Origin of the sequence: Streptomyces tendae, assembly GCF_014650435.1 — a bacterium.
Classification (GTDB): Bacteria; Actinomycetota; Actinomycetes; order Streptomycetales; family Streptomycetaceae; genus Streptomyces; species Streptomyces tendae.
On the sequence record NZ_BMUY01000016.1, the window covers coordinates 102,960 to 121,117 of the forward strand.

Below are 18,158 nucleotides of genomic sequence, written 5' to 3' on the forward strand. Positions count from 1 at the left end.
AAGGCCCCTGGCGCGGATGCTGTTTCTTGTTGATCCACACCCGCAACTCCGGCCGGAGGAACCATGGCGATCCCGGGCACACCCCCGTGCCGCGTCCGCATCGAGTTCCGCGTGCCGTCAGGCATCGAAATGCCTGCTGAGCTGTATGTCGGCCAGCACGCTGTCCGGTTGCCCGTCGTAAACGATGTGCGGCTCATCGTCGGTCGGCGGGGAGAAACGGCCCGCATGCCTGAGCAGATCCTCCTCGCTGAACTCGATGCTGTTCGCGTCGACCAGCGACTGCTCGTTGCGCTTCCGGATTCGGTCCCAGCGCACCTCATGCGGCACGGGCAAGTAGATGAGGACAGGTTTGCCGCCGGCCTCCATCACGGTCATTGCCCACTGGGCCCGCTCTTCCCGAGTCCAAAAGCCGTGGTCGACCACGACCTCGTGCCCGGCCGTCAGGAGCTCCTGGAGCTCAAGGGCGATGTCCTTGAGGACGGGGGCCTCCCGGACCCTGAACTCGCCGCGAGGGAAGTCCCTGCCGTAGTGGCCGTAGCGGCGGAACATCTCCTCATCAGGGCACAGGCGCCGGAAGCCGGCCGCCTCCAGGGCGCGGGCGAGAGTCGTCTTGCCGGAGCCCTGCAGTCCGGACATGAGGATCGCGCGAGGCGCGGGGCCTGGTCGGCCGGACAAAGCGGCGTCGATGCGCGTGATCTCGAATCGTCCTTCCAGCGTGAGGGTGTCGATGTGCTCGGCTCCAAGGAGCTGGCTGAGGCAGGAGACGAGCGTGTCGTCCAGTACGGCGGTGTCGTAGGTGCTCACCGCTGCACCTCTGTCGTCGTGCGACGGGTGCGGCCAGGGGCGCCCAAGTCCACGCCGTACTCCAACAGCTCGCCGTCGGCGTCCAGGAAACGTGCGGTCAGCACAAGGATCGCCGCGACGGTGTCGGCTTCCAGCTCCAGGAGCTCGAGGTCGCGTGACGTTGCGATGCGAGCCGATTCCTCATCCACGCGTTTCACGACGCGCCGCCCGGTGGCCCGAGCGATCAAGTCGAGTGACAACCCGCCCTTGAGTCGCTCGCTCCGGGCCAACTCGGTTACGGCCTGGGCGAACTCCGCTGGGATCCAGGACGTGGAGTGGGAGACGATGCCATGACCGTCCCGGTAGACACGGCTGCGGCGAATCACGTCGTCACCAGGCGAAATGCCCAGCACGTCAGCGACGTCTTCGGGAGCCTCGACTATGCCGGCGGTGTGGCCGGACGACTTCTCGCCGACGCCCCACGACGACTGCGTCTTGCCGCTGCGGTCGTGGCGCTCAGCCCCGGAGGACAGCGAGATGGGGCGTTCCATTACCTCGGTGCCGACGCCAGGGATGCCCTGTACGAGCTTCTCTTCGCGCAGCAGCCGCATGGCTCGGTCCGCGGTAGCTGTGCTGACCTCCCACTCGGTCGCCAGCGTCTTGATGCTGGGCAGGAGGTCGCCCGGCGAGAGCTCCCCAGAGCTGATCAGGTCGCGGTAGTGGCTCGCGATGCGCGCGTACGGCGGCCGATTGTCGGCTCGGGGTGGCCCTGACATGTGCCTTCGCCTCCTTCGAATTCACTCTGGGTGCCTCACTATACCGCTTGACACGTGAGGGTACCTGATGCAACCTGATGTATGTAAGGCGTCGGTGATCCTCCGGGAGCACCGAGTGAGCACCACCGCAGGACCGCAGTAGTCGTCCGCCCTCCGGGGCGGCCGGGGTAGCCCTCAGCTTGCTGAGGGCACGTCATCAGGCGAGCTGAGGACGCGAGAGCACCATCGAACTCCCCCGGAGCCTGACGGCCGCGACGACTTGTGTGCACGTCGCAGCGCTGTGCGCTGTCTGTCCTGCGGGACGCCGGCCTCGTGCCGTGCGGCCCGGAGGGCGGAGAGAGCATCGCGACGCTCCCCCTGCCCGCTCTGCCCGTGAGGAGTCCAGATGTCTGCTTCGACCCTTGAGGGCACCGCCCGCCCCCGCCGGAGCCGGACCCGCTCCCGCACCCTCAATTCCCGTCCGTCGCTGGCCCTGTCCGCCCTCAAGCCCCACCAGTACGACCTGCGCCGGGATTGCGCATCGCTGATCTGCCCCGACTGCGAGACGTGGGTGCCGATCACCGGCCTCCGGAGCACGGCGCCCAAGGTCGTGCCGCACGACACCGGCCGCACATGGAAGGACGCGGCCGTCCGCTGCCGCCTGGGCAGCAACCGCCTGGTCACGGTTGACGTGGCGGTGAAGCAGTGGCAGGAGCGCCTGGAGGACGGCCACGCGGAGACCGGCCACCGCCGCCGGACCACCGTGCGGCGCAAGCCCAAGGCCGCGGTCGCCCCGGCCGTCAGCCAGATCGCCGCGCAGAAGCAGGCGCCGACGGATGACGAGCGCGGCAACGACAGGCCCCTGTGGCTGCTGCGCAAGGAACAGTGGGCGGCAACCGAGTCCTCGGTCCGCGACGCCGACGCCCGCCGCGCGCAGCTGCCCGCCGGTGACGCGCCGCTGGGGGCGGCGCCGGTCCCGATCAAGACGTTGCACCCCGAACGTCGCGCGAGCTGACCCGCTCCGGACGAACGACCACGGCCCCGGCCGCCCCTTCGACGTGGGGAGGCCGGGGCCGTGGCTGCTCATACAGCGATCCGCCACCCGTTGAGGAGGACCTCATGCCCGTTCCCACCGACCCCCGATCCCCGCAGCAGCGCATCACCGATCAACTGGCGGCTGCTCGCCGGTCGCTCACGCAGGAGGGCCTGTCCCGGTCCAAGCGTCGCGGGATCGCTGACCGCATCCGCGTACTGGAAGAACAGGCCCGTCACCTTGCTTGATGCAGCCTGCGCTGCCTGTCGCGCACCACCCGACCTCGAAGGTTCGGATGGTGCGCGACGGAGTGCGCAGGACGCACTCCCCGCCGCCCACGACGGCGCGGGGCCTTGTATGCGACGAACCCCCAGGGATTGGCCCCCTGGGGGTTCTTGTCGCAGGTCACCCTCGGGAAAGGAACCGACCTGCATGCCTAGCATGACAGCACCCCCGGTAATGAGCGGACGGCCGCCGCTGCCTGTGCGGCCCCGACCGCACGAGCGTGACGGTCGCCAACCGCAGCCCGGCGACGGCCGGCCGCACCCGCACACCGCGGGTACCAGCGCGGCGAACCGCAGGCTCGGTGACCTCCTGACTCGGATGGTCCACGAGGCTGACGCCCGCATCCCGGCCGGCCGTCGAGCGCGCCGCACCCTCCAGGACATGCAGGAGAGGATGCCCGGCTACGAGCGGCAGCCGGTGCTGGTCCTGTACCGGCCGGTGATGGTCGACGACGCCCGCTCGCCCGGCACCGCACCGGCTCCTGCACCCATCGCTCCGGGCGCCGGGATGCAGTGCGACCGGTGCGGCGGCACCTTCGGTGCCGCACCGATGCCGACGGGCACGCAAGGCTCGCAGGTGGCGCCGACGGCGTGGACGTGCGACGCCTGCACGGCCCTCGGGATCTGATGACGCACCTCGTCACTCGGCCCGGGCAGCGCAGCACCCGCCCGGGCCGGACCGCCGTATGTGTCGGCACCGCACGTCCGGTGACCCGCAGCTGCTCGCGGCCGCCTCTGCGGCAGCTACCGCAGTGCGGGAGCAGGGCGCCACGTCGCCGACCTTCATCCACCCCGCCAGTGCGACGAGAGACGAGCAATACGTGGCTGACGCCCAGTACCAGCGCTACCTGATGGCCCTGGACGCCTACCTGAACCACCGCGCTGCCTGCAGCACCTGCACGATCTTCCGGCGCTGCGGCGAAGGCGGTCGGCTGTGGGGGGACTTCACCCGCAGCCAGGACTCCTACCTCCAACGCCAGCGCAATCAGCGCGGCAAGCACAAGCCCCGCTGACCCGGCTCCCGGCCTTGCTGCCCCCATGCAAGGCGGGACAGCAAGGCCGGGAGCGGACCACCCTCTTCGGCCGTGAGGCCGCAGTCACGCGAGCGGCCCCGCGGATTGCCCGGGAGCTGACTCGTCCGAATCTTCTGGGAGGCCCCATGTCCCGCATCGCCCGCACGACCGACGAGCTGTCCGCCGGCCTGCCCGTCAGCACCGACTGGCGGTCCAAGGCGGCCTGTCGGTACGAGGACCCCGACCTGTTCTTCCCGATCGGCAACACGGGCCCGGCGCTGGGCCAGGTCGAGGAAGCGAAGGCCGTGTGTCGTGGCTGCCCCGTCATGGAGCGCTGCCTGCAGTGGGCGCTGGAAAGCGGCCAGGAGCACGGTGTGTGGGGCGGAACCGACGAGGCCGACCGGCGCCGGATGAGGCGCCGCGCGGCCCGCATCCGCTTCGCCTGATCCCCGCCGCATGTGAGCAGGAGCAACCCCCGGCCGGGTGTCCGCGCAAGCGGTCCGGCCTGCCCACTCGACGGGCATGCCGGCCCGCTTGCGCGTCTCCGCCCGGAGTTCCAGATGCCTCCCCCTGAAGGAGAACTCATGTGTAACAGCAAGCAGCCCGACACCGAGACGATCATCGGCGCCACCCGACAGCCGAACTGGCTGTGCACGCACACCCCGACGTGTCCGCCGGCCGACAGGGCGGACCGCGAGGCCGCCATCGTCGTGGCCGCCTACCCGGAGCAGGGCTGGAGCCTGCTGTGCAACGCCGTCGTGATCTTCGAGGACACCGGCGAACTGCTCCCCGACGGCCGGGTCGTCGACCCGCACCGTCCTGTCGTCGCGCTGGTCTGACGGTTGCCTGATCCGCCCGCACCGACCGTCCACCCTCGTGGCGGCCGGGTCGGGCGGTGACGGGGAGCCGGACAGCCCGGACCCGACGAAACCTGGAATCGAGGCTCACATGCCCGAGACGACGATCAGCCCAGTCCCTGCCGCTGCGGTGTTCTCCGACGTCACGCTGAGCAAAGCGGCTGAACTCACCGACCGCTCCTACCGGCCGCTGTGGATCGGCCCGTCCGGTGAGGAGTCCTCCGGCGAGACCGTGGCCCGTCATCTGGAGGCCACCATCGCCCTGCTCGACAAGGACGGCTGGATCCGCGCCTACAGGTACGGCAACGGCTCGTCGGCCAGCGCGGACCTCGCCGACGACGACTCCATGACGGTCAAGGCGATGCTCCGGGCGTTGATCCGCTTCGTCCGCGACGAGAGCGGCACTGCTGCTCCTCAGCGAACGTTGGCCACCGCCCTGCGCCACGTCGGCGAGGACGGCAATCACGGCGACACGGACACCGCCATCGTGGCGGGCTACGTCCTGGACCGGGTGATCCAGGCCCACACCGGCTCCGACTCCGCCCGCGCCGTCTCCTGGTCGGAGCGGCAGCACCGCACCCACGCGGACATCACCGCGCTGCTGACAGCCGGAGCCCGCCTCGCCCGAACCTACGGACCCGGCGCCGTGGGTTCACCGGAGCAGGCGGCCTGACCCGCCCGGAGCATGCACCGGGGCGGCCGGCCCCACCGTGACGGCCGCCCCGGCATCTCAGCACCTGTGAAACAGAGCCGCCCACCCGGGGCGGCCCTCGACCTGGAAGGAGGCGGCGTGGCCGCCAACCGAGGCCGCACCAAGAGGCCTGCCCGCAAGAAGTCGATGGCCCGTCCGGCTCCGCAGCCCAACGCCTCCACCACCTCCGCCGACCCGTCGGCCCCGGCCGTGGCCGTGGACCCTGGCGTGGGCCGGGAGCTGGAGGCACCGGACCGCCTCGCGGATGCCCGGGACCGGGCCTCCGACATCATCGACACCGCCCGCGAGGCGGCCTCCGCCCTCCAGGCAGAGGCCGAGAGGCAGGCGGCGCGTACCATCGCCGATGCCCACGCGCAGGTCACCGCGCTGCTTACGGAGGCGCAGACCCGCGCTGATGCCCTCAGCGCCGACGCCGACCAAGAGGCCACCGCCTGCCGCAAGGCGGCCAAAGCCGACCTGGAGACGGCACGCGGCAAGGCCGAGCGGCTCCTGGGTGACGCCCGCGCCCAGGCCGAGACCCTGGTGGGCGCGGCCCGCGCGCAGGTCGAGGAGCTGACCGAACTGGCGGCGACCGACCGCGCCGCTACGGCCACGGCGGTTGCCGAGCTGCGGCGTCTGGCCGAGGCCGACCTCGCTGAGATCAGCGTCCTGGTCGACCAGCGCCGCACCGAGGCCGGGCAGATCCTCGCCCGGGCACAGGAGCAGGCCGACGATCTGGTGGCCGCGGCGCAGCGTGAGGTCGAACAGGCCCGTGCCCGGGCCGCCGAGCTCGCTCAGACGGCGGCCGGGCAGTACGACGGCCGGCGCGGTGAGGCGGAGCAGCTGTACGCGGACGCGGTCAAGGCCGCCGATGACCGGCGCCGCGAGGCTGACGCCCACGTGGCCGCCGCGCACGCCGAGGCGGAGCAGACCCGCACGGAGCTGCGCGAGCGACTGCGCATGCTCACTGACCAGTTCGACGAGGAGGCCGCCGCCAGGCGCAAGGTCCTTGCGGAAGAACTCGCCGGTCTCAAGGACGCGTGCGACAAGCAGCGCGACCGGCTGCGCGAGGAGGCCAAGACCGTTGCCGCGCAGTTGCGGGAGGCCGCCCAGAAGCAGGCCACTCGCATCACCGAGGAGGCGCAGCGCAGCGCTAAGGGCATCATGGACCGGGCAGAGGCCGATGAGAGGCGCGCCCGCCGGATGCTCGACGAGGCCCGTGATGCCAAGAAGGCCAACTCCCGCTGGCGCGGCTGGCAGCACAAGTTCAGCCGCAAGGCATGGAAGACGGCGCCGTGGATCGCGCTCGCCGCCGGCGTCGGCCTCGCCGCGTCTGGCGAGTACGAACTGGCCCGCATGGTCGGCATCCACCCCTACGTCGCTCCGCTCCTGCCGGTCAGCATCGACGTCTACTGCGTCACCGCGTTCCGCGCCAAGAAGGACATCGGCGCGGCGCTCGCACTCATGGCGTCGGCGAACGTCGTCTTCCACCTGTCGGAACAGGCGCACCTCGTCCCGCAGGGACAGTCCGCGCCGTGGTGGCTGACGACGTTCGTCGTACTGATCTTCGTGGCCGTCATCTGGCGCGTCCACTCCCTTATGCACGACGACGCCGGTACGGACGGACACGCTGGTACGGACACGGGAACCGGAACGGACGGACGTACCGGTACGGCCGCTCGTACGGACGGCGCGGCTGGTACACAGCCCGCCCGTACAAGCCCGTCTGGTACGGACTCGTACGGCGCGTCAGCTGGTACGGCCCCCGCTCGTACAGCCCACGGCACCGCCGGTACGGAGCCTGTACACGGCGCCTCGCAACACCGCGCCCAGGCGGGAGCGAATGCCGGTCTGACCAGCGCGTACAGCAACCGTACAAGCGGCGTACAGGCCGCCCCGAACGGGGTGGCGCCTACTGGTACGGAGCACACCGGCCGTACCAGTGCCGCCGCATACCACGGCGGAGCACGTACTAGTACGGTCACCGCCCGCACAGCCCCGGCCGACGGCGTTCCGTCCGCGCGTACCAGTACGGCGGCGGTCCACCCGCGTACAAGCGGAACGTCCGCTGGCGGGCGTACCGGTACGGTGACGCCCGCCCGTACGGACGCCGAGCTCCTTCCGCGCGTACAGGCTCTGCCGCGCGAGACGGACGGCTTCGTCAACATCAGCCGCGTCCGGACCCAGCTCAACGTCAACCAGCCCCGCGCGATCCGGCTACTGAAGGAGGCCGGCCTGCTGCGTCCCGAGGACGCGGACAAGTACCTGACCTGATCGCCGTCCGGCACACATCAGTGAGGGCCAGCCCGCGGGAATCGGGCTGGCCCTCGCTGCGACTGCCGGAAGCAGTCGGCAGCCCCCCGAGTACAGCAGATCCGAGCCCCACGGAGGACCCCGTGAGTACCGAAGACAAGCCCTTCTTCGACGACCCGCACGCGGCCCTGCGCGAGATCGCGCAGAACCCGGACGCCTACGCGCACTACCTTGCGGACTTCCACCGGGTCGTGCTGGACATGCAGGCAAAGCTGGAGGTCCTCCAGCACGAGACCCGCGTGCACTGCCGTGGGACCCGGGTGGCGGGCGACAAGTGGAAGCAGGCGCAGCTGCGCTCTTTCCCGGTGGAAAAGTCATTGAACGACGTCATCCGGAACCTCAGGAAGGCCACTTCGGGCCTCGAAAAGAGCGCCCATAAGCGCCACGCCCACGACGAGAAGGTGAAGTGGGTCAAGAAGCAGCGAAAGGAAAAGGCGCTACTCAAGGAGCGCAAGAACAACCCGCCGCTTGAGGCCACCCCGGAAAGCCCGGGTCAGCAGGGTGCGCAGAACTCGAATAGGGACTATGGTAGCCCCACGTCGATTTACGACCTGGACCGCAGGGAGTCGGCGTGAGTGCAGGTCGACCGCTCACGAAAGCAGAGCGGAAGGCATTTAACCGTGCGGAACATGAGCGCAAAATCAAACAGGATCTGATTGCTCAGCACGGAAACGACCTCGGCACCTTCTACTACTGGCTTCGGCTCGTGAATATCCGAGGCACGCAGGCTTACCGCGAAGGGAACACGGACTTCATCCGTGAGGTCGCCCTCGCCCTGCACAACGTCTACGGCCGTCACAACGGCTAGCTCCCCACGCCCAGCACGAGGGCAGTCTCCGACTCCCGGGGACGGTCCTTCGGCGATCCCAACGCGTGCCGCGCGTGCCGCGTGCCGCGCGTGGCGCGCACGCGCGTACGCGAGGCCGGTGCCGACTGTCAAGCCCAGGAGGAGGGGTCGCGTGTCCGACGACACCGACAGTAACGTGATCAGCCTCCCCGCCCGGGGCAGCGATTCCGGCGGAATGCCGGACGCTCCCGACGGCGGGGATCTCTTCTATTCCGAACCACCCGACAGTGGCCCGGGCAGGGTTGTTCCGCCAGAGTCCCCGGCGGAGACGACAATGGAACTCCCGCCCATTCGCGGCCCTATTTCTCCGGAAACCGCATTGCGGGAATCGGGAATGCCCGACGCGCCGGATCCTGACGATGAGGAATACGAGGAAGATGAATACGTCCAGCCTCGTTCTCTCGCCGACAGGCTTGGTGACTGGGTGGAATACCGGTTGGAGGTGGCGCGCGATCGGCACGCCGGGGAAGCGCCGTTCCGGGAGGCGGAGATAGCGCGTAAGGCCGCCCTCATTGAGGCCCGCACCGCGCAGGAAACCGCGATGATGGAGCAGAATTCCAAGCTCCACACCGCCCAGATGAAGGCGAAGGCCGACAAGGCGGCGGCGCGCGGCAAAGCCGACGCGGCGCGGTCCTCGAGCTCCGGCATGAGCACCGACAAGGGCGGCCGCTCGAAGGCCGGCGGCGGGAACGGCTCGCGGGGAGGCGGCGGCAACTCCGGCGGCTCAGGCCGCGGCGGCGCCGGCGGCGGCCGGGGCACGGGAACGAACGGGTCCGGCGGCACCAGTCGAGGCTCCGGCAGCGGCAACTCCCCCAAGGGCGCCGGAAAGGGTTCTGATCGCTCCGCTGGCGGCCGTAAGGGCCCTTCCAAGGGCAATGAGTCGTCCGCGGGCTCCAGGGGCCGTCAGAAGGGCTCTGACGGCTCCGGCAAGTCCGGGTCCGGCAAGGGCAGTTCGAGTGGCTCCGGCGGCAAGAACGGCTCGGGCGGCTCCGGGGGCGGCAAGGGCGGCTCGAAGGGCGATGGCGGCAAGTCGCAGAACTCGCCGGCCGTCAGCCCCCGGGCCGAACGGGCCCGCGGCCGCCAGGAGCGCGCCGCCGCCCGCCAGGCGGCCCGGCACCAGCGGCGCAGCGCCGACCAGGCCGCCAACCTCGCCGACCGCACCAAGGACCGCGACCAGGACCGCGCCAGTCGGCAGGCGGCGCGGGAGGAACACCGCCGGGCGAAAGCCGAGCGGAAGGCCGCGAGGAAGGCGAAGCGGGAGGCCGTCAAGGCCGCCGACGACCGCACCACCCTCGGTGCGGCTGTGGCGGAGGAGGTACAGGGCCGCTGGGACAAGCGCCGCGCAGCCGAGCAGGACAAGGCCGCGAAGGACGACGGCAAGGCCAAGGACTCCGAGGCCACCGCTTCGAAGAGGTCCAAGGACGGTCCTGAAACGGCCGCTGACGGCTCGAAGGACGACTCCGCGAAGGAGGAGGACGGCGGGAAGAAGACCGGCGAGAAGCCCTCTGACGGCGCCGGTGACACGGGCCCGAAAGACGGCACCGGGACGGCAGACGGCTCCAAGCCCGACGACGTCAAGGACTCGCCGGACATGGACGACGGCGCCGGCAGCCGCTCCTTCAAGGAGAAGCTGAAGGACTTCTTCACCAAGGCTGGCAACGACACCGACCCGCCCGAGCCGGAGGAACCCTCTCCGCTCCGGCCCGAGGACCTGGGCGTCACGGTGGACCGCCCCGACGGCCCGACCCGCTCCCCCAAGCCAGAAGCGGCTGAGGAGGATATCCCGGACGCGGTCATCGTCGACGACCCCGCCGACCCGTTCGGGGCCACCACCTCGAGCGCGCCGAGCCTCCCGCGGGCGCCCGAGCCCCACACCCGGCGTCCCGGCACCACCCGACCCACCGAACAGGAGGACCCCTTGGCATCGCAGGTCAGCAAGCCCACCTCGGGCCGGACCGGCATGGCGGCCAAGCACCGCACCGACATCACCTTCGGCGAGTACCTGATGGAGATCGTGAACATCGCGATCGCCGCTGCACTCGACAAGGACCGTGCCCAGGACCTGGCCGTCGCGCTCGACAAGGTCGCCGAAGCCCTGCGGGAGATGGCGGCCGACCTGGTCGGCGACCACAACATCGCCACCGAGGTCGTCGACCAGATTACGGACACGGCCGACGCCGCTGACCGCATGAAGCAGCTCATCGAACGGTGCGCCACCGAGTGCGAGACCGCCTCCGAGGCCGCACGGATCGCCGCTGTTTCGGTCGGCCGCGTCTACGGCGAGGACATCGCGGCCATGGACGACGCGGGCCTGGCCCACGCCTCCTCCGCCGCCCACCACGACTAGGAAGGAGGTCTGCTGATGAGCGACCTCGCGCCCACTACCCCCGGCGGCGCCGCCGCCCGGACGGACGGCGACAACCGGTACAAGGCCGTCCAGCAGAAGCTCAAGACGCTCAGCACCGCGCTGCAGCTGGCGGGCGATGAACTGGAGCAGTTGCTGCGCGGCATGAGGCAGAACGCGCAGCGCGCGGAGGGCCTGGCCGTCGACATCGCCAACGCCGAACTGGACCGCAAGTTCATCGGGATGACCAACCAGGTGGCCGTCGCCCTCGGCGGCGCCGCCGTGGAGGTCCAGAGGGTCCACGAGGCGGCGCAGGAGGTGTCCGGCCTGGCCGCGGACGCGCGGCGTACGCACGCGCGGCTGTACGAGGGCCTGGACACCGTCCGCTCCGGCCGCAGCGAGCGAACCCCCAAGCCGGGCTTCTTCGCCCGCTGATTTTCCCAGCCCGCCGAATCCCTTGATGGGCGGCCCGCCACCGACGGCGGGCCGCCCATCACCATCCCGAAGGGAACACCCCGTGTCCGTGCCGCGCAGCGTCGCACTGGAGCGCACCCTCTACACCCTGGCCGCCCCGGTCCTCGTCGCGGCCCCGAACCTCTCCCCCGACAGCCCCGTCAACACGGTCGTGCAGCTGGCGGGCGCCGTCGGCGTCGGCGGCTGGTTCCTCGCCTACAAGAGTGACGAGTCCGGCGCGGGCCGCAAGATCCTGCGCTGGTCCCCGCTCGTGGCCGCCGCGGCCATCGACGTCGCCGCCCGGCACACGATCGGCTTCGGCCCCTACTGCCTGGACGCCGTTCTGGCGGCCGGGTGGGCGGCGGCCGGCCTGCTCGTGATGCCGTTCTCCCGGCACACCCGCCGCCGTCACCGGCCTGCGCTCGCCGCCCCGGCCCCGGCCCCGCGGCTCCAGCCCGTTGAGCCCGAGCCGTCCCCGGCGCAGCCGGACGACGGCGCCGACTCCTTCACCCGGCAGGTCCGCCGGCTGTGGGAGAACCGCGGCATGCCCGGCCGCACCATCGTCATCAAGGCGACCCCGCACCCCGGCACGCCCCACGACCTGACGCTCCTGCTGCGCGCCTCCGAGGCCGGCCGGGCCATCTCCGGCCTCAAGGAGGACGACATCGCGGCCGCGTTCGGCGTCGACGTCACCGACGTGATCATCAAGGAGATCGTCCGGCAGGCCGGGCGTGAGGGCGGCCCCGCCTGGCGGGAAGTCCACGTCACCCCCGACGCGAACGACCGGCGCCGCAAGACCCCCACCGCCCACGAGTGGTGGGCCGACCGGATCGCGAACGGCTCCGTACCCGGCTCGGAGTTCGTCAAGGAGGTTCGCGACAACGAGCGCAAGGTCACCCACTACATCGCCCAAGTCCCCGACGAGGCGGGCGAGCCGCGCGTCAACCAGCACGCCCTGGCGGCCGCGCTGAAGACCAAGTACGACGAAGGCCGGCTGTTCGTCACCATCGACGGCAACCAGGTCCTGGTCTCCCTGTGGGACTCCAGCCCGCTGGCGAGGATCTTTCCCGCCACCCGCGAGCTGCTCACTCCGGACAAGGACGGCCGGTGGGTGACCGGCTTCCTCGGCAACGGCCAGCCCGCCCGCAACCGCGTCTACACCGACCGGGGCGCATCGCACGGTCTGTTCGTCGCCCCGTCCGGTGGCGGCAAAACCCAGCTGATGGGCCTGCATGTCGCTGCCGACGCCCTGTTCGGCGCGGTGGTGTGGCTGGCGGCGGAGGCCCCCGACGAGAAGGCCGCCAAGCTGGGCCAGTACGTCGACCGGTACGGCGTCGGCGCCCTCTACATGATCCGGCTCCTGCGGGCGCTGGATGCGCTGATGGAGATCCGCGGTGAGATGCCGTGGGAGGACGGACACGTCTACGACTGGGACCCGAAGCTGCCGGGCTGCCCCTACCGGATGCTGTCCGCCTACCTCGACGAGTTCCTCTCCGCCGCCCGCCACGGCGACTACGGCGCGGAGATCATGGACCTCGCGGAGAAGGTGTCGGTCAAGGGCCGCAAGTACGGCATCGGCATCAAGGTCGCCGGCCAGTCCATCTACGTGCAGGACGGCTTCACGCAGCTGCTGTGCGAAAACCTGCGCGAGAACTGCATCCCGGTCGTCCTGAAGGTCGCCCCCAGCAAGGTCGGTGCCATGTTCAAGGCCCTTGGCATCCCGTCCGAGAACATCCCCGACCCCCTCCCCCGATCCTTCTCCCCCGAGGAGGTGGGCCGGATCGAGCGGGTGATGCGCGGCGAGCCCGAGCCGCCAGCCAACTCCAACACCGGCGGCGCCGGCTGGATCGTCGAAGCCAAGCAGCCCGAGGTCCTGCGCACGCTGTTCATGGACTTCAAGAACGGCCTCGACGACTACTTCCCCGACATCATCGCCACCCTGACCGACCACGAGATCCGCGAGCTCGAGGTGCGGGACCTGTGGTTCGACTGGACCGAGCCGCCCCGGCCCGGCGAGTTCGGCCCTGAGCCGGGCGACGAAGAAGACGGCGACGACGCCCCGCCCGAGAAGGACGGCGGCCCGCGCCGTGTCGGCAGCAAGTCCGCCGCGCGCCGCGACACGGTCACCTCAGCCCGTCAGGCGCTGGAGGCCATCAAGAACCTTTCCGGCGTCTGACCCGCCTCACGCTCCCCGCCCTCGCAGGGCTCGGCCGGGTGCGGCCGGGCCCTGCCCACACGTGCAAAGGACACACCGCCCCGTGGCCGTATCGATCTCCGCCGTCGTCCTGCTCGGCATCGTCGTCGCCGTCCTCATCCGGGGTGGCTCCGTACGTCTCGGACCCGCCCTTGCCTGCGCCGGATTCGGCTTCTTCCTCGCCTCCACCGGCGCCGCACCGCTCATCACCAACGCGATCAGCGCCGTCACCGGCTGGATCGCCAGCATCTGACCCCGCCCCGGCCGCCGGCGTCGAAGCCCGCCCCCGCGCCCTCGACGCCACCAGGAGCCCCGATGCACCAGACCCGCCCCGCCATAGACCGGACCACTCCGGCCACCCCCGCGCCAGCGGAACTGACCTTCGATGAACGCCTCGCCTTCATCAACACGGCGATGACTCTCCGGCTGGACGAAGCCAAGGTCGCCTACGAGGTCAACACCGCGCACATCCCCACCGAGCCCGTCGACTTGGCCGCTGTCGTTACCGGCCCCATCGACACCGGGCCCGCCCCGCTGGCGGACCTGTACCCCACCCCGGTAGCGGCCCTTCTGCAGCGCGCCCACCACCGGCTGTTCACCGGCGGCTGGTGCTCCGGCGCCCTGGTCGACGAGGACGGCGCCCGCTGCATGCTCGGAGCCATCCGAGCCGAGGCCCGCGGCGACAGCGGCCTGGAAGCCGACGCGGCCGCCGTGCTCCTGGACGTGATCCGACGCAGGTTCGGCGACGTCGACTCCGTGCCGTCCTTCAACGACGCGCACGGATCGGCCCGCGTTCCGCTTCGCATGGTCGACCAGGCCGCCGGCCTCGCCGACGCCCGCGGCCTCTGACCCCCTGCTCCGGCCGCCTGCCTCCCGAACCCTCGCGGTCGGGTGCGGGCCAGGCCGTCCAGCCTGCTCACCACCGTCCAACTCCCGCGCCCCGCCGACGCACCGACGTCAGCAGGGCGCGGTGACACCCATCCAACCGCTGGAGGAGAACACTCGTGCTCATCCCCCGCCCGCGCCGCCGGATCGGCCGGCCCCGCCCGCAGCGTCCCGGCCCCCGCTACCCGCAGCGCCCTGCCCGGTTGCCCGGTACCTGGAGCTGACGATGGCCGACGAGCTCGAGGACCTGGTCGACATCGACGTCTACGACGACGGCAAACCTGTCGAATTCGGTTGGCTGCAGGGCCCCAACGCTGCAGCGATACTCGCCGCTGTCCGGGGCCAGGGACCAGTGCCAAAGACCGGACTCGCCACTCGCCGCCAGCTACGTGCCCTGGGGTTACGGCCGGGAGGCCAGAACGCGATGCCGGGGCTGAGCTGGCGCAACGGGCGACGCAAGGCCTACTTCTACCGCATCGAGCTGGCGCTTCCGAAACGCACGCCGACGCTGGCCCAGGAGTGGGCCCTGGACCGGGCCATGGCCGCCCGGCAGACCTGCCCCACATGCCGTCGCCGTTACCACTACTGCCTGCCGCTGAAGACCTTGGGTTCGTGCCTGGAGTGCTACGACGGCACGCCCGCCGACCCCACCACCTACACCCTCCCGCCCGGCCACACCCTCGCCGCATAGCCCTGCCTGGAGACGAAGCGATGTCCACACCGACCACGACCACGAGCCTCACAGACAAGAACCTGGATGCGGCCCTGGCGACCGTGCAGACAGAAATCGGCCGCACCGATGGCAAGGCGAGTCTCCTGTTGGCCTTCACCGGCGCGACGCTCGCCGGCCTGGCCACCCTCGCCGGTCAGCCGCTGCCGATGCCCGCTCGCGTGCTGGGCGGCATGGCCGTCGCGGCGCTCGGCGCCGCCACGGTCCTGCTGCTGTTAGTCGTCCGCCCTCGCCTCGGCGGCCAGGACCGCGCCTCATTCCCGTACTGGGCCCGCCTGGCGGAGACGCAGATCCACGCGTGCATGCACGGCGACACCCGCGCCGCCCGCATCCGCATCCTGTCCCGCATCGCGCTCGCCAAGTTCTCCCGGCTGCGCCGCGCCGTCGACTGCGTCCTCACCGCTCTCGCAGTCCTGGCACTGGCCGCCATCAGCACCGCGCTCTGACCCACTACTCCCCCGGCTGCCAGCGACCTGGCGGCCCTCCGTGCTGCCCCGGCCGGCCTGCACCCACCGGCCGGGGCAGCGCCGAGGACCGGACAGCCCGGCCCGCCCATCACACCATCCGGAGACGTGGATGACCGACATCCTGGCCCTGCCGACACGCCCCTACGCGGCCGACTCCCCGCTCGCCTACCTCCTGGACATGGCGGAGGAAGCCGCCGGGCCGACCGAGGAGGAGCAGCGCGACGAAGCCGAAACCGCTGCCGCCCACCACATCTACAGCGCCTACGCGCACAGCCTCGCGCAGGTCATCGAGGCGATGGACTGGCGCGGCTACCCCGCCCTGCGCGGCAACGACGTCGCCTTCGAGCCGTCGGCGGTCGCGTGGCTGGACGGCGGCCTGTGGCTGCATCACACCCTGCACATCAGCGAGACGGACGGCGCCCGCGACGTCCTCACCCTGATCGTGCCGTGCACCTGCGGCCACGGCTACGTCGACATCCAACTCGACACCGAGGACACCCTGCTGGAGATCCTCGCCGAACTGCGGCCCACCCACGGCCGCTCCCAGCACACCGACGCACCCCTCGACTGCCACAGCGTCCCGTTCCTCCGGAGGCTGAACGGCCGGCAGTAGCCGGCGACCGGCGCTCTCCGTACCGCCCCGCAGCTGGACTGCTCCGGCTGCGGGACGGTGCGGTGTCCGCCCGGTCACCCGGACCCGGCGACCCACCTCCCTGGAGGTCCCCGTGCCCCACACCCGCCGATCCCCGATGGACGCCGTCGCCGCCCGCCTGGGCTGGCGCCGCGCTCACACCACCACCGCCGAGATCGACGACGTGCTCGCCGAGCAGACCGCCACCGCCCACCGACAGGCCATCGACACGGCCCGTCTGCCCCTGCGCCCGCACGACAGCGCCCTCGTCATGCAGCCCGGATTCCTGGACATTCGCGGCCGTGTCCTGGCCGACGTCGGCCACCTGGAGACCGCGCTGGACGGCGCCCGCAGGCACGGCATGCCGGACAACCTCATCCGGCGCCTGGAGGCCGCCGTCGACCACGGCCACGAGATGACCGTGCTCCTCGCCGACACCGTCCGCGCTACCGCCGACGCACACACCGCCGGCCACTGAAACGCCCGGGGCGGCCGCAGGCCACCAGACCCGGCCGCCCCGGGGCTCCGAGGCTCGCCGTCCAGCAGATCGAGGACGAACTGGGCGGTCCGATCGACGCCGAGTTCCTCGCGGAGGACGCTGCGCAAGCTGTCCCCCAAGGGCGGCGTCCTCGGCTCGCTCAACCAGCTGACGATGGCCCCGAGGGCCGCCGCCGCGCTCACCAAGCTGGACGGCGAGGACTCCCGAGTCCGCCGCCTGCGCGATTAGCGAAGCCGCGGCCTTCCTCCTCGACTCCGCCGGGATGCGCCTGCACCTGGCCACCCCCACCCTCCACCCACAAGGAGAACGCCTGTGAAGACCACCTTCGAAGGCACCATGCAGTCGCTCGACACGACCATCCCCGACCCGGCACTGATCGTCCTCATCGGCGCGGCGGGCAGCGGCAAGAGCACCTGGGCGAGCACCTGGCCCTCCACGCAGGTCCTGGAGCTCGACCAGTTCAGGGCGATGGTCTCGGACGAGGCCGGGGACCAGGAAGCCACCTTGTCCGCTGTCCACGTGATGCACACCGTGCTGGACGCCCGCCTTGCCCGGAAGCGGACGACGGTGATCGACGCGACGAACACGGAGGAACGGGTGAGGGCCGGCCTGGTGCAGATGGCCCGGAACTACGGCATGCCCACCGTCGCGTTCCTGGTCTCCACGCCGGCCTCGGTCTGCGTGGAGCGCCAGGCCGCCCGGACCCTGGACCGCGCGGTGCCCGAGGGCGTCGTACGCCGCCAACACGCCGAAGCCGTCGCCGCCTTCCCCCAGCTGCGCAGCGAGGGCTTCGACCACGTCGTGTTCGCCGACAACATCCACCGCCTGGAGCCGCTGCTCAAGCGGGCCAGCGACACCCGCCGCCGCGAGCTCGGCTGGGACGGCGGCGACGGCCTGGGCGGCCTGCTCCTGGTCCGCCGCACGTTCGGCGAGCAGGTGCTGCCGCTGTGGCGGTGGCGGGACAACTCGCCGCTCGCCGGCGGCGACCGCGTCGGCGAGATCCGCCTCGGGCCCGACCGCCTGATCCTCGCCCTGCGCACCGACGTCGACGGCGAGGGCGACGTGGGCTTCGACCTGCTGGTCGGCTGCCCGTACGACGACGAGTGCGACGCCCCGGCATGGCAACCGGTCTCCTCGGTCACCGACCTGTGGACGGCGCACACCAGCGACACCGGGCTGCACCCGGACGCCGTCTGCTCCGTCCACGGCGGCCCCGACGACGTCGACCAGGAAGCCGACGACCACAACCAGGACGACGACCCCGAGGGCCGCGCGGACCTGGAAGAGCAGTTCGCGGCCGCGGTCCGCGCGTGAGGCGTACCGCCGCCACGCCGAACAACCCCACCCCACAGGGCGCCGGGCACACCCGGCGCCCGCCG

At 71.3% G+C, this 18,158-nt stretch carries 22 protein-coding genes; 20 read left to right on the forward strand and 2 right to left on the reverse strand.

Features of this window, described 5'->3' with window-relative positions:
• Nucleotides 1-117: 117 nt before the first annotated feature.
• A complete protein-coding gene (locus IE258_RS33470; protein ID WP_189749509.1) occupies nt 118-804 on the reverse strand; it encodes an ATP-binding protein in 687 nt (228 codons plus the stop codon).
• Nucleotides 801-1,559: a GntR family transcriptional regulator gene (locus tag IE258_RS33475; protein ID WP_189749510.1), complete on the reverse strand. Its 759-nt coding sequence runs from the start codon at nt 1,557-1,559 to the stop codon at nt 801-803. The genes IE258_RS33470 and IE258_RS33475 overlap by 4 nt, the downstream gene beginning before the upstream one ends.
• Before the next feature lie 385 nt (nt 1,560-1,944).
• Between IE258_RS33475 and IE258_RS33480 the strand changes: the two genes are divergently transcribed.
• The 20 genes from IE258_RS33480 to IE258_RS33575 all read left to right on the forward strand — a co-directional run bounded on the left by IE258_RS33480 (nt 1,945) and on the right by IE258_RS33575 (nt 18,093).
• Nucleotides 1,945-2,553 carry a hypothetical protein gene (locus tag IE258_RS33480; protein WP_189749511.1) on the forward strand — a complete coding sequence of 203 codons (609 nt, stop codon included), beginning with the start codon at nt 1,945-1,947 and terminating at the stop codon, nt 2,551-2,553.
• A 104-nt stretch (nt 2,554-2,657) separates the two neighbouring features.
• Nucleotides 2,658-2,819: a hypothetical protein gene (locus IE258_RS33485; protein WP_189749512.1), complete on the forward strand. Its 162-nt coding sequence runs from the start codon at nt 2,658-2,660 to the stop codon at nt 2,817-2,819.
• Nucleotides 2,820-3,237: 418 nt separating this feature from the next.
• Nucleotides 3,238-3,483, forward strand: coding sequence for a hypothetical protein (locus tag IE258_RS41465; protein WP_229892585.1), 246 nt, complete (start codon nt 3,238-3,240; stop codon nt 3,481-3,483).
• 193 nt (nt 3,484-3,676) lie between these two features.
• A complete protein-coding gene (locus IE258_RS33495; RefSeq protein ID WP_189749514.1) occupies nt 3,677-3,868 on the forward strand; it encodes a hypothetical protein in 192 nt (63 codons plus the stop codon).
• Between the two features lie 146 nt (nt 3,869-4,014).
• The gene (locus IE258_RS33500; RefSeq protein ID WP_189749515.1) at nt 4,015-4,314 is read left to right on the forward strand and encodes a WhiB family transcriptional regulator; all 300 of its coding nucleotides are present in this window, start codon (nt 4,015-4,017) and stop codon (nt 4,312-4,314) included.
• Nucleotides 4,315-4,515: 201 nt separating this feature from the next.
• Nucleotides 4,516-4,707, forward strand: coding sequence for a DUF5999 family protein (locus IE258_RS33505; protein WP_189749613.1), 192 nt, complete (start codon nt 4,516-4,518; stop codon nt 4,705-4,707).
• Between the two features lie 109 nt (nt 4,708-4,816).
• A complete protein-coding gene (locus tag IE258_RS33510) occupies nt 4,817-5,398 on the forward strand; it encodes a DUF6197 family protein (RefSeq protein ID WP_189749516.1) in 582 nt (193 codons plus the stop codon).
• A 117-nt stretch (nt 5,399-5,515) separates the two neighbouring features.
• Nucleotides 5,516-7,690 carry a coiled-coil domain-containing protein gene (locus tag IE258_RS33515; RefSeq protein ID WP_189749518.1) on the forward strand — a complete coding sequence of 725 codons (2,175 nt, stop codon included), beginning with the start codon at nt 5,516-5,518 and terminating at the stop codon, nt 7,688-7,690.
• A gap of 122 nt (nt 7,691-7,812) precedes the next feature.
• The gene (locus tag IE258_RS33520; protein ID WP_189749519.1) at nt 7,813-8,304 is read left to right on the forward strand and encodes a hypothetical protein; all 492 of its coding nucleotides are present in this window, start codon (nt 7,813-7,815) and stop codon (nt 8,302-8,304) included.
• Nucleotides 8,301-8,537, forward strand: coding sequence for a hypothetical protein (locus tag IE258_RS33525; RefSeq protein ID WP_189749520.1), 237 nt, complete (start codon nt 8,301-8,303; stop codon nt 8,535-8,537). Before IE258_RS33520 ends, IE258_RS33525 begins: the two co-directional genes overlap by 4 nt.
• 580 nt (nt 8,538-9,117) lie before the next feature.
• The gene (locus IE258_RS33530; RefSeq protein WP_229892587.1) at nt 9,118-10,923 is read left to right on the forward strand and encodes an ATP/GTP-binding protein; all 1,806 of its coding nucleotides are present in this window, start codon (nt 9,118-9,120) and stop codon (nt 10,921-10,923) included.
• 15 nt (nt 10,924-10,938) lie between these two features.
• Nucleotides 10,939-11,355: a conjugal transfer protein TraB gene (locus IE258_RS33535; RefSeq protein WP_189749523.1), complete on the forward strand. Its 417-nt coding sequence runs from the start codon at nt 10,939-10,941 to the stop codon at nt 11,353-11,355.
• 82 nt (nt 11,356-11,437) lie between these two features.
• The gene (locus IE258_RS33540; protein ID WP_189749524.1) at nt 11,438-13,549 is read left to right on the forward strand and encodes a chromosome segregation protein ParM; all 2,112 of its coding nucleotides are present in this window, start codon (nt 11,438-11,440) and stop codon (nt 13,547-13,549) included.
• Nucleotides 13,550-13,631: 82 nt separating this feature from the next.
• On the forward strand, nt 13,632-13,820 hold the full coding sequence (locus IE258_RS33545; RefSeq protein WP_189749526.1) for a hypothetical protein: 189 nt from the start codon (nt 13,632-13,634) through the stop codon (nt 13,818-13,820).
• 62 nt (nt 13,821-13,882) lie between these two features.
• Entirely contained in the window at nt 13,883-14,416 is a 534-nt protein-coding gene (locus tag IE258_RS33550) for a DUF6197 family protein (protein ID WP_189749527.1), read from the forward strand.
• Nucleotides 14,417-14,678: 262 nt separating this feature from the next.
• Nucleotides 14,679-15,143: an RRQRL motif-containing zinc-binding protein gene (locus IE258_RS33555; RefSeq protein WP_189749528.1), complete on the forward strand. Its 465-nt coding sequence runs from the start codon at nt 14,679-14,681 to the stop codon at nt 15,141-15,143.
• Between the two features lie 20 nt (nt 15,144-15,163).
• The gene (locus tag IE258_RS33560; RefSeq protein ID WP_189749530.1) at nt 15,164-15,628 is read left to right on the forward strand and encodes a Pycsar system effector family protein; all 465 of its coding nucleotides are present in this window, start codon (nt 15,164-15,166) and stop codon (nt 15,626-15,628) included.
• A 130-nt stretch (nt 15,629-15,758) separates the two neighbouring features.
• The gene (locus IE258_RS33565) at nt 15,759-16,262 is read left to right on the forward strand and encodes a hypothetical protein (protein ID WP_229892589.1); all 504 of its coding nucleotides are present in this window, start codon (nt 15,759-15,761) and stop codon (nt 16,260-16,262) included.
• Nucleotides 16,263-16,374: 112 nt separating this feature from the next.
• Nucleotides 16,375-16,758, forward strand: coding sequence for a hypothetical protein (locus IE258_RS33570; protein WP_189749532.1), 384 nt, complete (start codon nt 16,375-16,377; stop codon nt 16,756-16,758).
• A gap of 333 nt (nt 16,759-17,091) precedes the next feature.
• Nucleotides 17,092-18,093 (forward strand): ATP-binding protein, encoded by a 1,002-nt coding sequence (locus IE258_RS33575; RefSeq protein WP_229892591.1) that lies wholly within the window; start codon nt 17,092-17,094, stop codon nt 18,091-18,093.
• The last annotated feature ends 65 nt before the right edge of the window (nt 18,094-18,158 follow it).

Bases quoted from the DNA above. Each gene is read 5' to 3' on its own strand.
- IE258_RS33560 (WP_189749530.1), top strand. From the start codon at position 15,164: ATGTCCACACCGACCACGACCACGAGCCTCACAGACAAGAACCTGGAT.
- IE258_RS33530 (WP_229892587.1), top strand. From the start codon at position 9,118: ATGATGGAGCAGAATTCCAAGCTCCACACCGCCCAGATGAAGGCGAAG.
- IE258_RS33535 (WP_189749523.1), top strand. From the start codon at position 10,939: ATGAGCGACCTCGCGCCCACTACCCCCGGCGGCGCCGCCGCCCGGACG.
- IE258_RS33550 (WP_189749527.1), top strand. From the start codon at position 13,883: ATGCACCAGACCCGCCCCGCCATAGACCGGACCACTCCGGCCACCCCC.
- IE258_RS33565 (WP_229892589.1), top strand. From the start codon at position 15,759: ATGACCGACATCCTGGCCCTGCCGACACGCCCCTACGCGGCCGACTCC.
- IE258_RS41465 (WP_229892585.1), top strand. From the start codon at position 3,238: ATGCAGGAGAGGATGCCCGGCTACGAGCGGCAGCCGGTGCTGGTCCTG.
- IE258_RS33480 (WP_189749511.1), top strand. From the start codon at position 1,945: ATGTCTGCTTCGACCCTTGAGGGCACCGCCCGCCCCCGCCGGAGCCGG.
- IE258_RS33485 (WP_189749512.1), top strand. From the start codon at position 2,658: ATGCCCGTTCCCACCGACCCCCGATCCCCGCAGCAGCGCATCACCGAT.
- IE258_RS33555 (WP_189749528.1), top strand. From the start codon at position 14,679: ATGGCCGACGAGCTCGAGGACCTGGTCGACATCGACGTCTACGACGAC.
- IE258_RS33500 (WP_189749515.1), top strand. From the start codon at position 4,015: ATGTCCCGCATCGCCCGCACGACCGACGAGCTGTCCGCCGGCCTGCCC.
- IE258_RS33475 (WP_189749510.1), bottom strand. From the start codon at position 1,559: ATGTCAGGGCCACCCCGAGCCGACAATCGGCCGCCGTACGCGCGCATC.
- IE258_RS33510 (WP_189749516.1), top strand. From the start codon at position 4,817: ATGCCCGAGACGACGATCAGCCCAGTCCCTGCCGCTGCGGTGTTCTCC.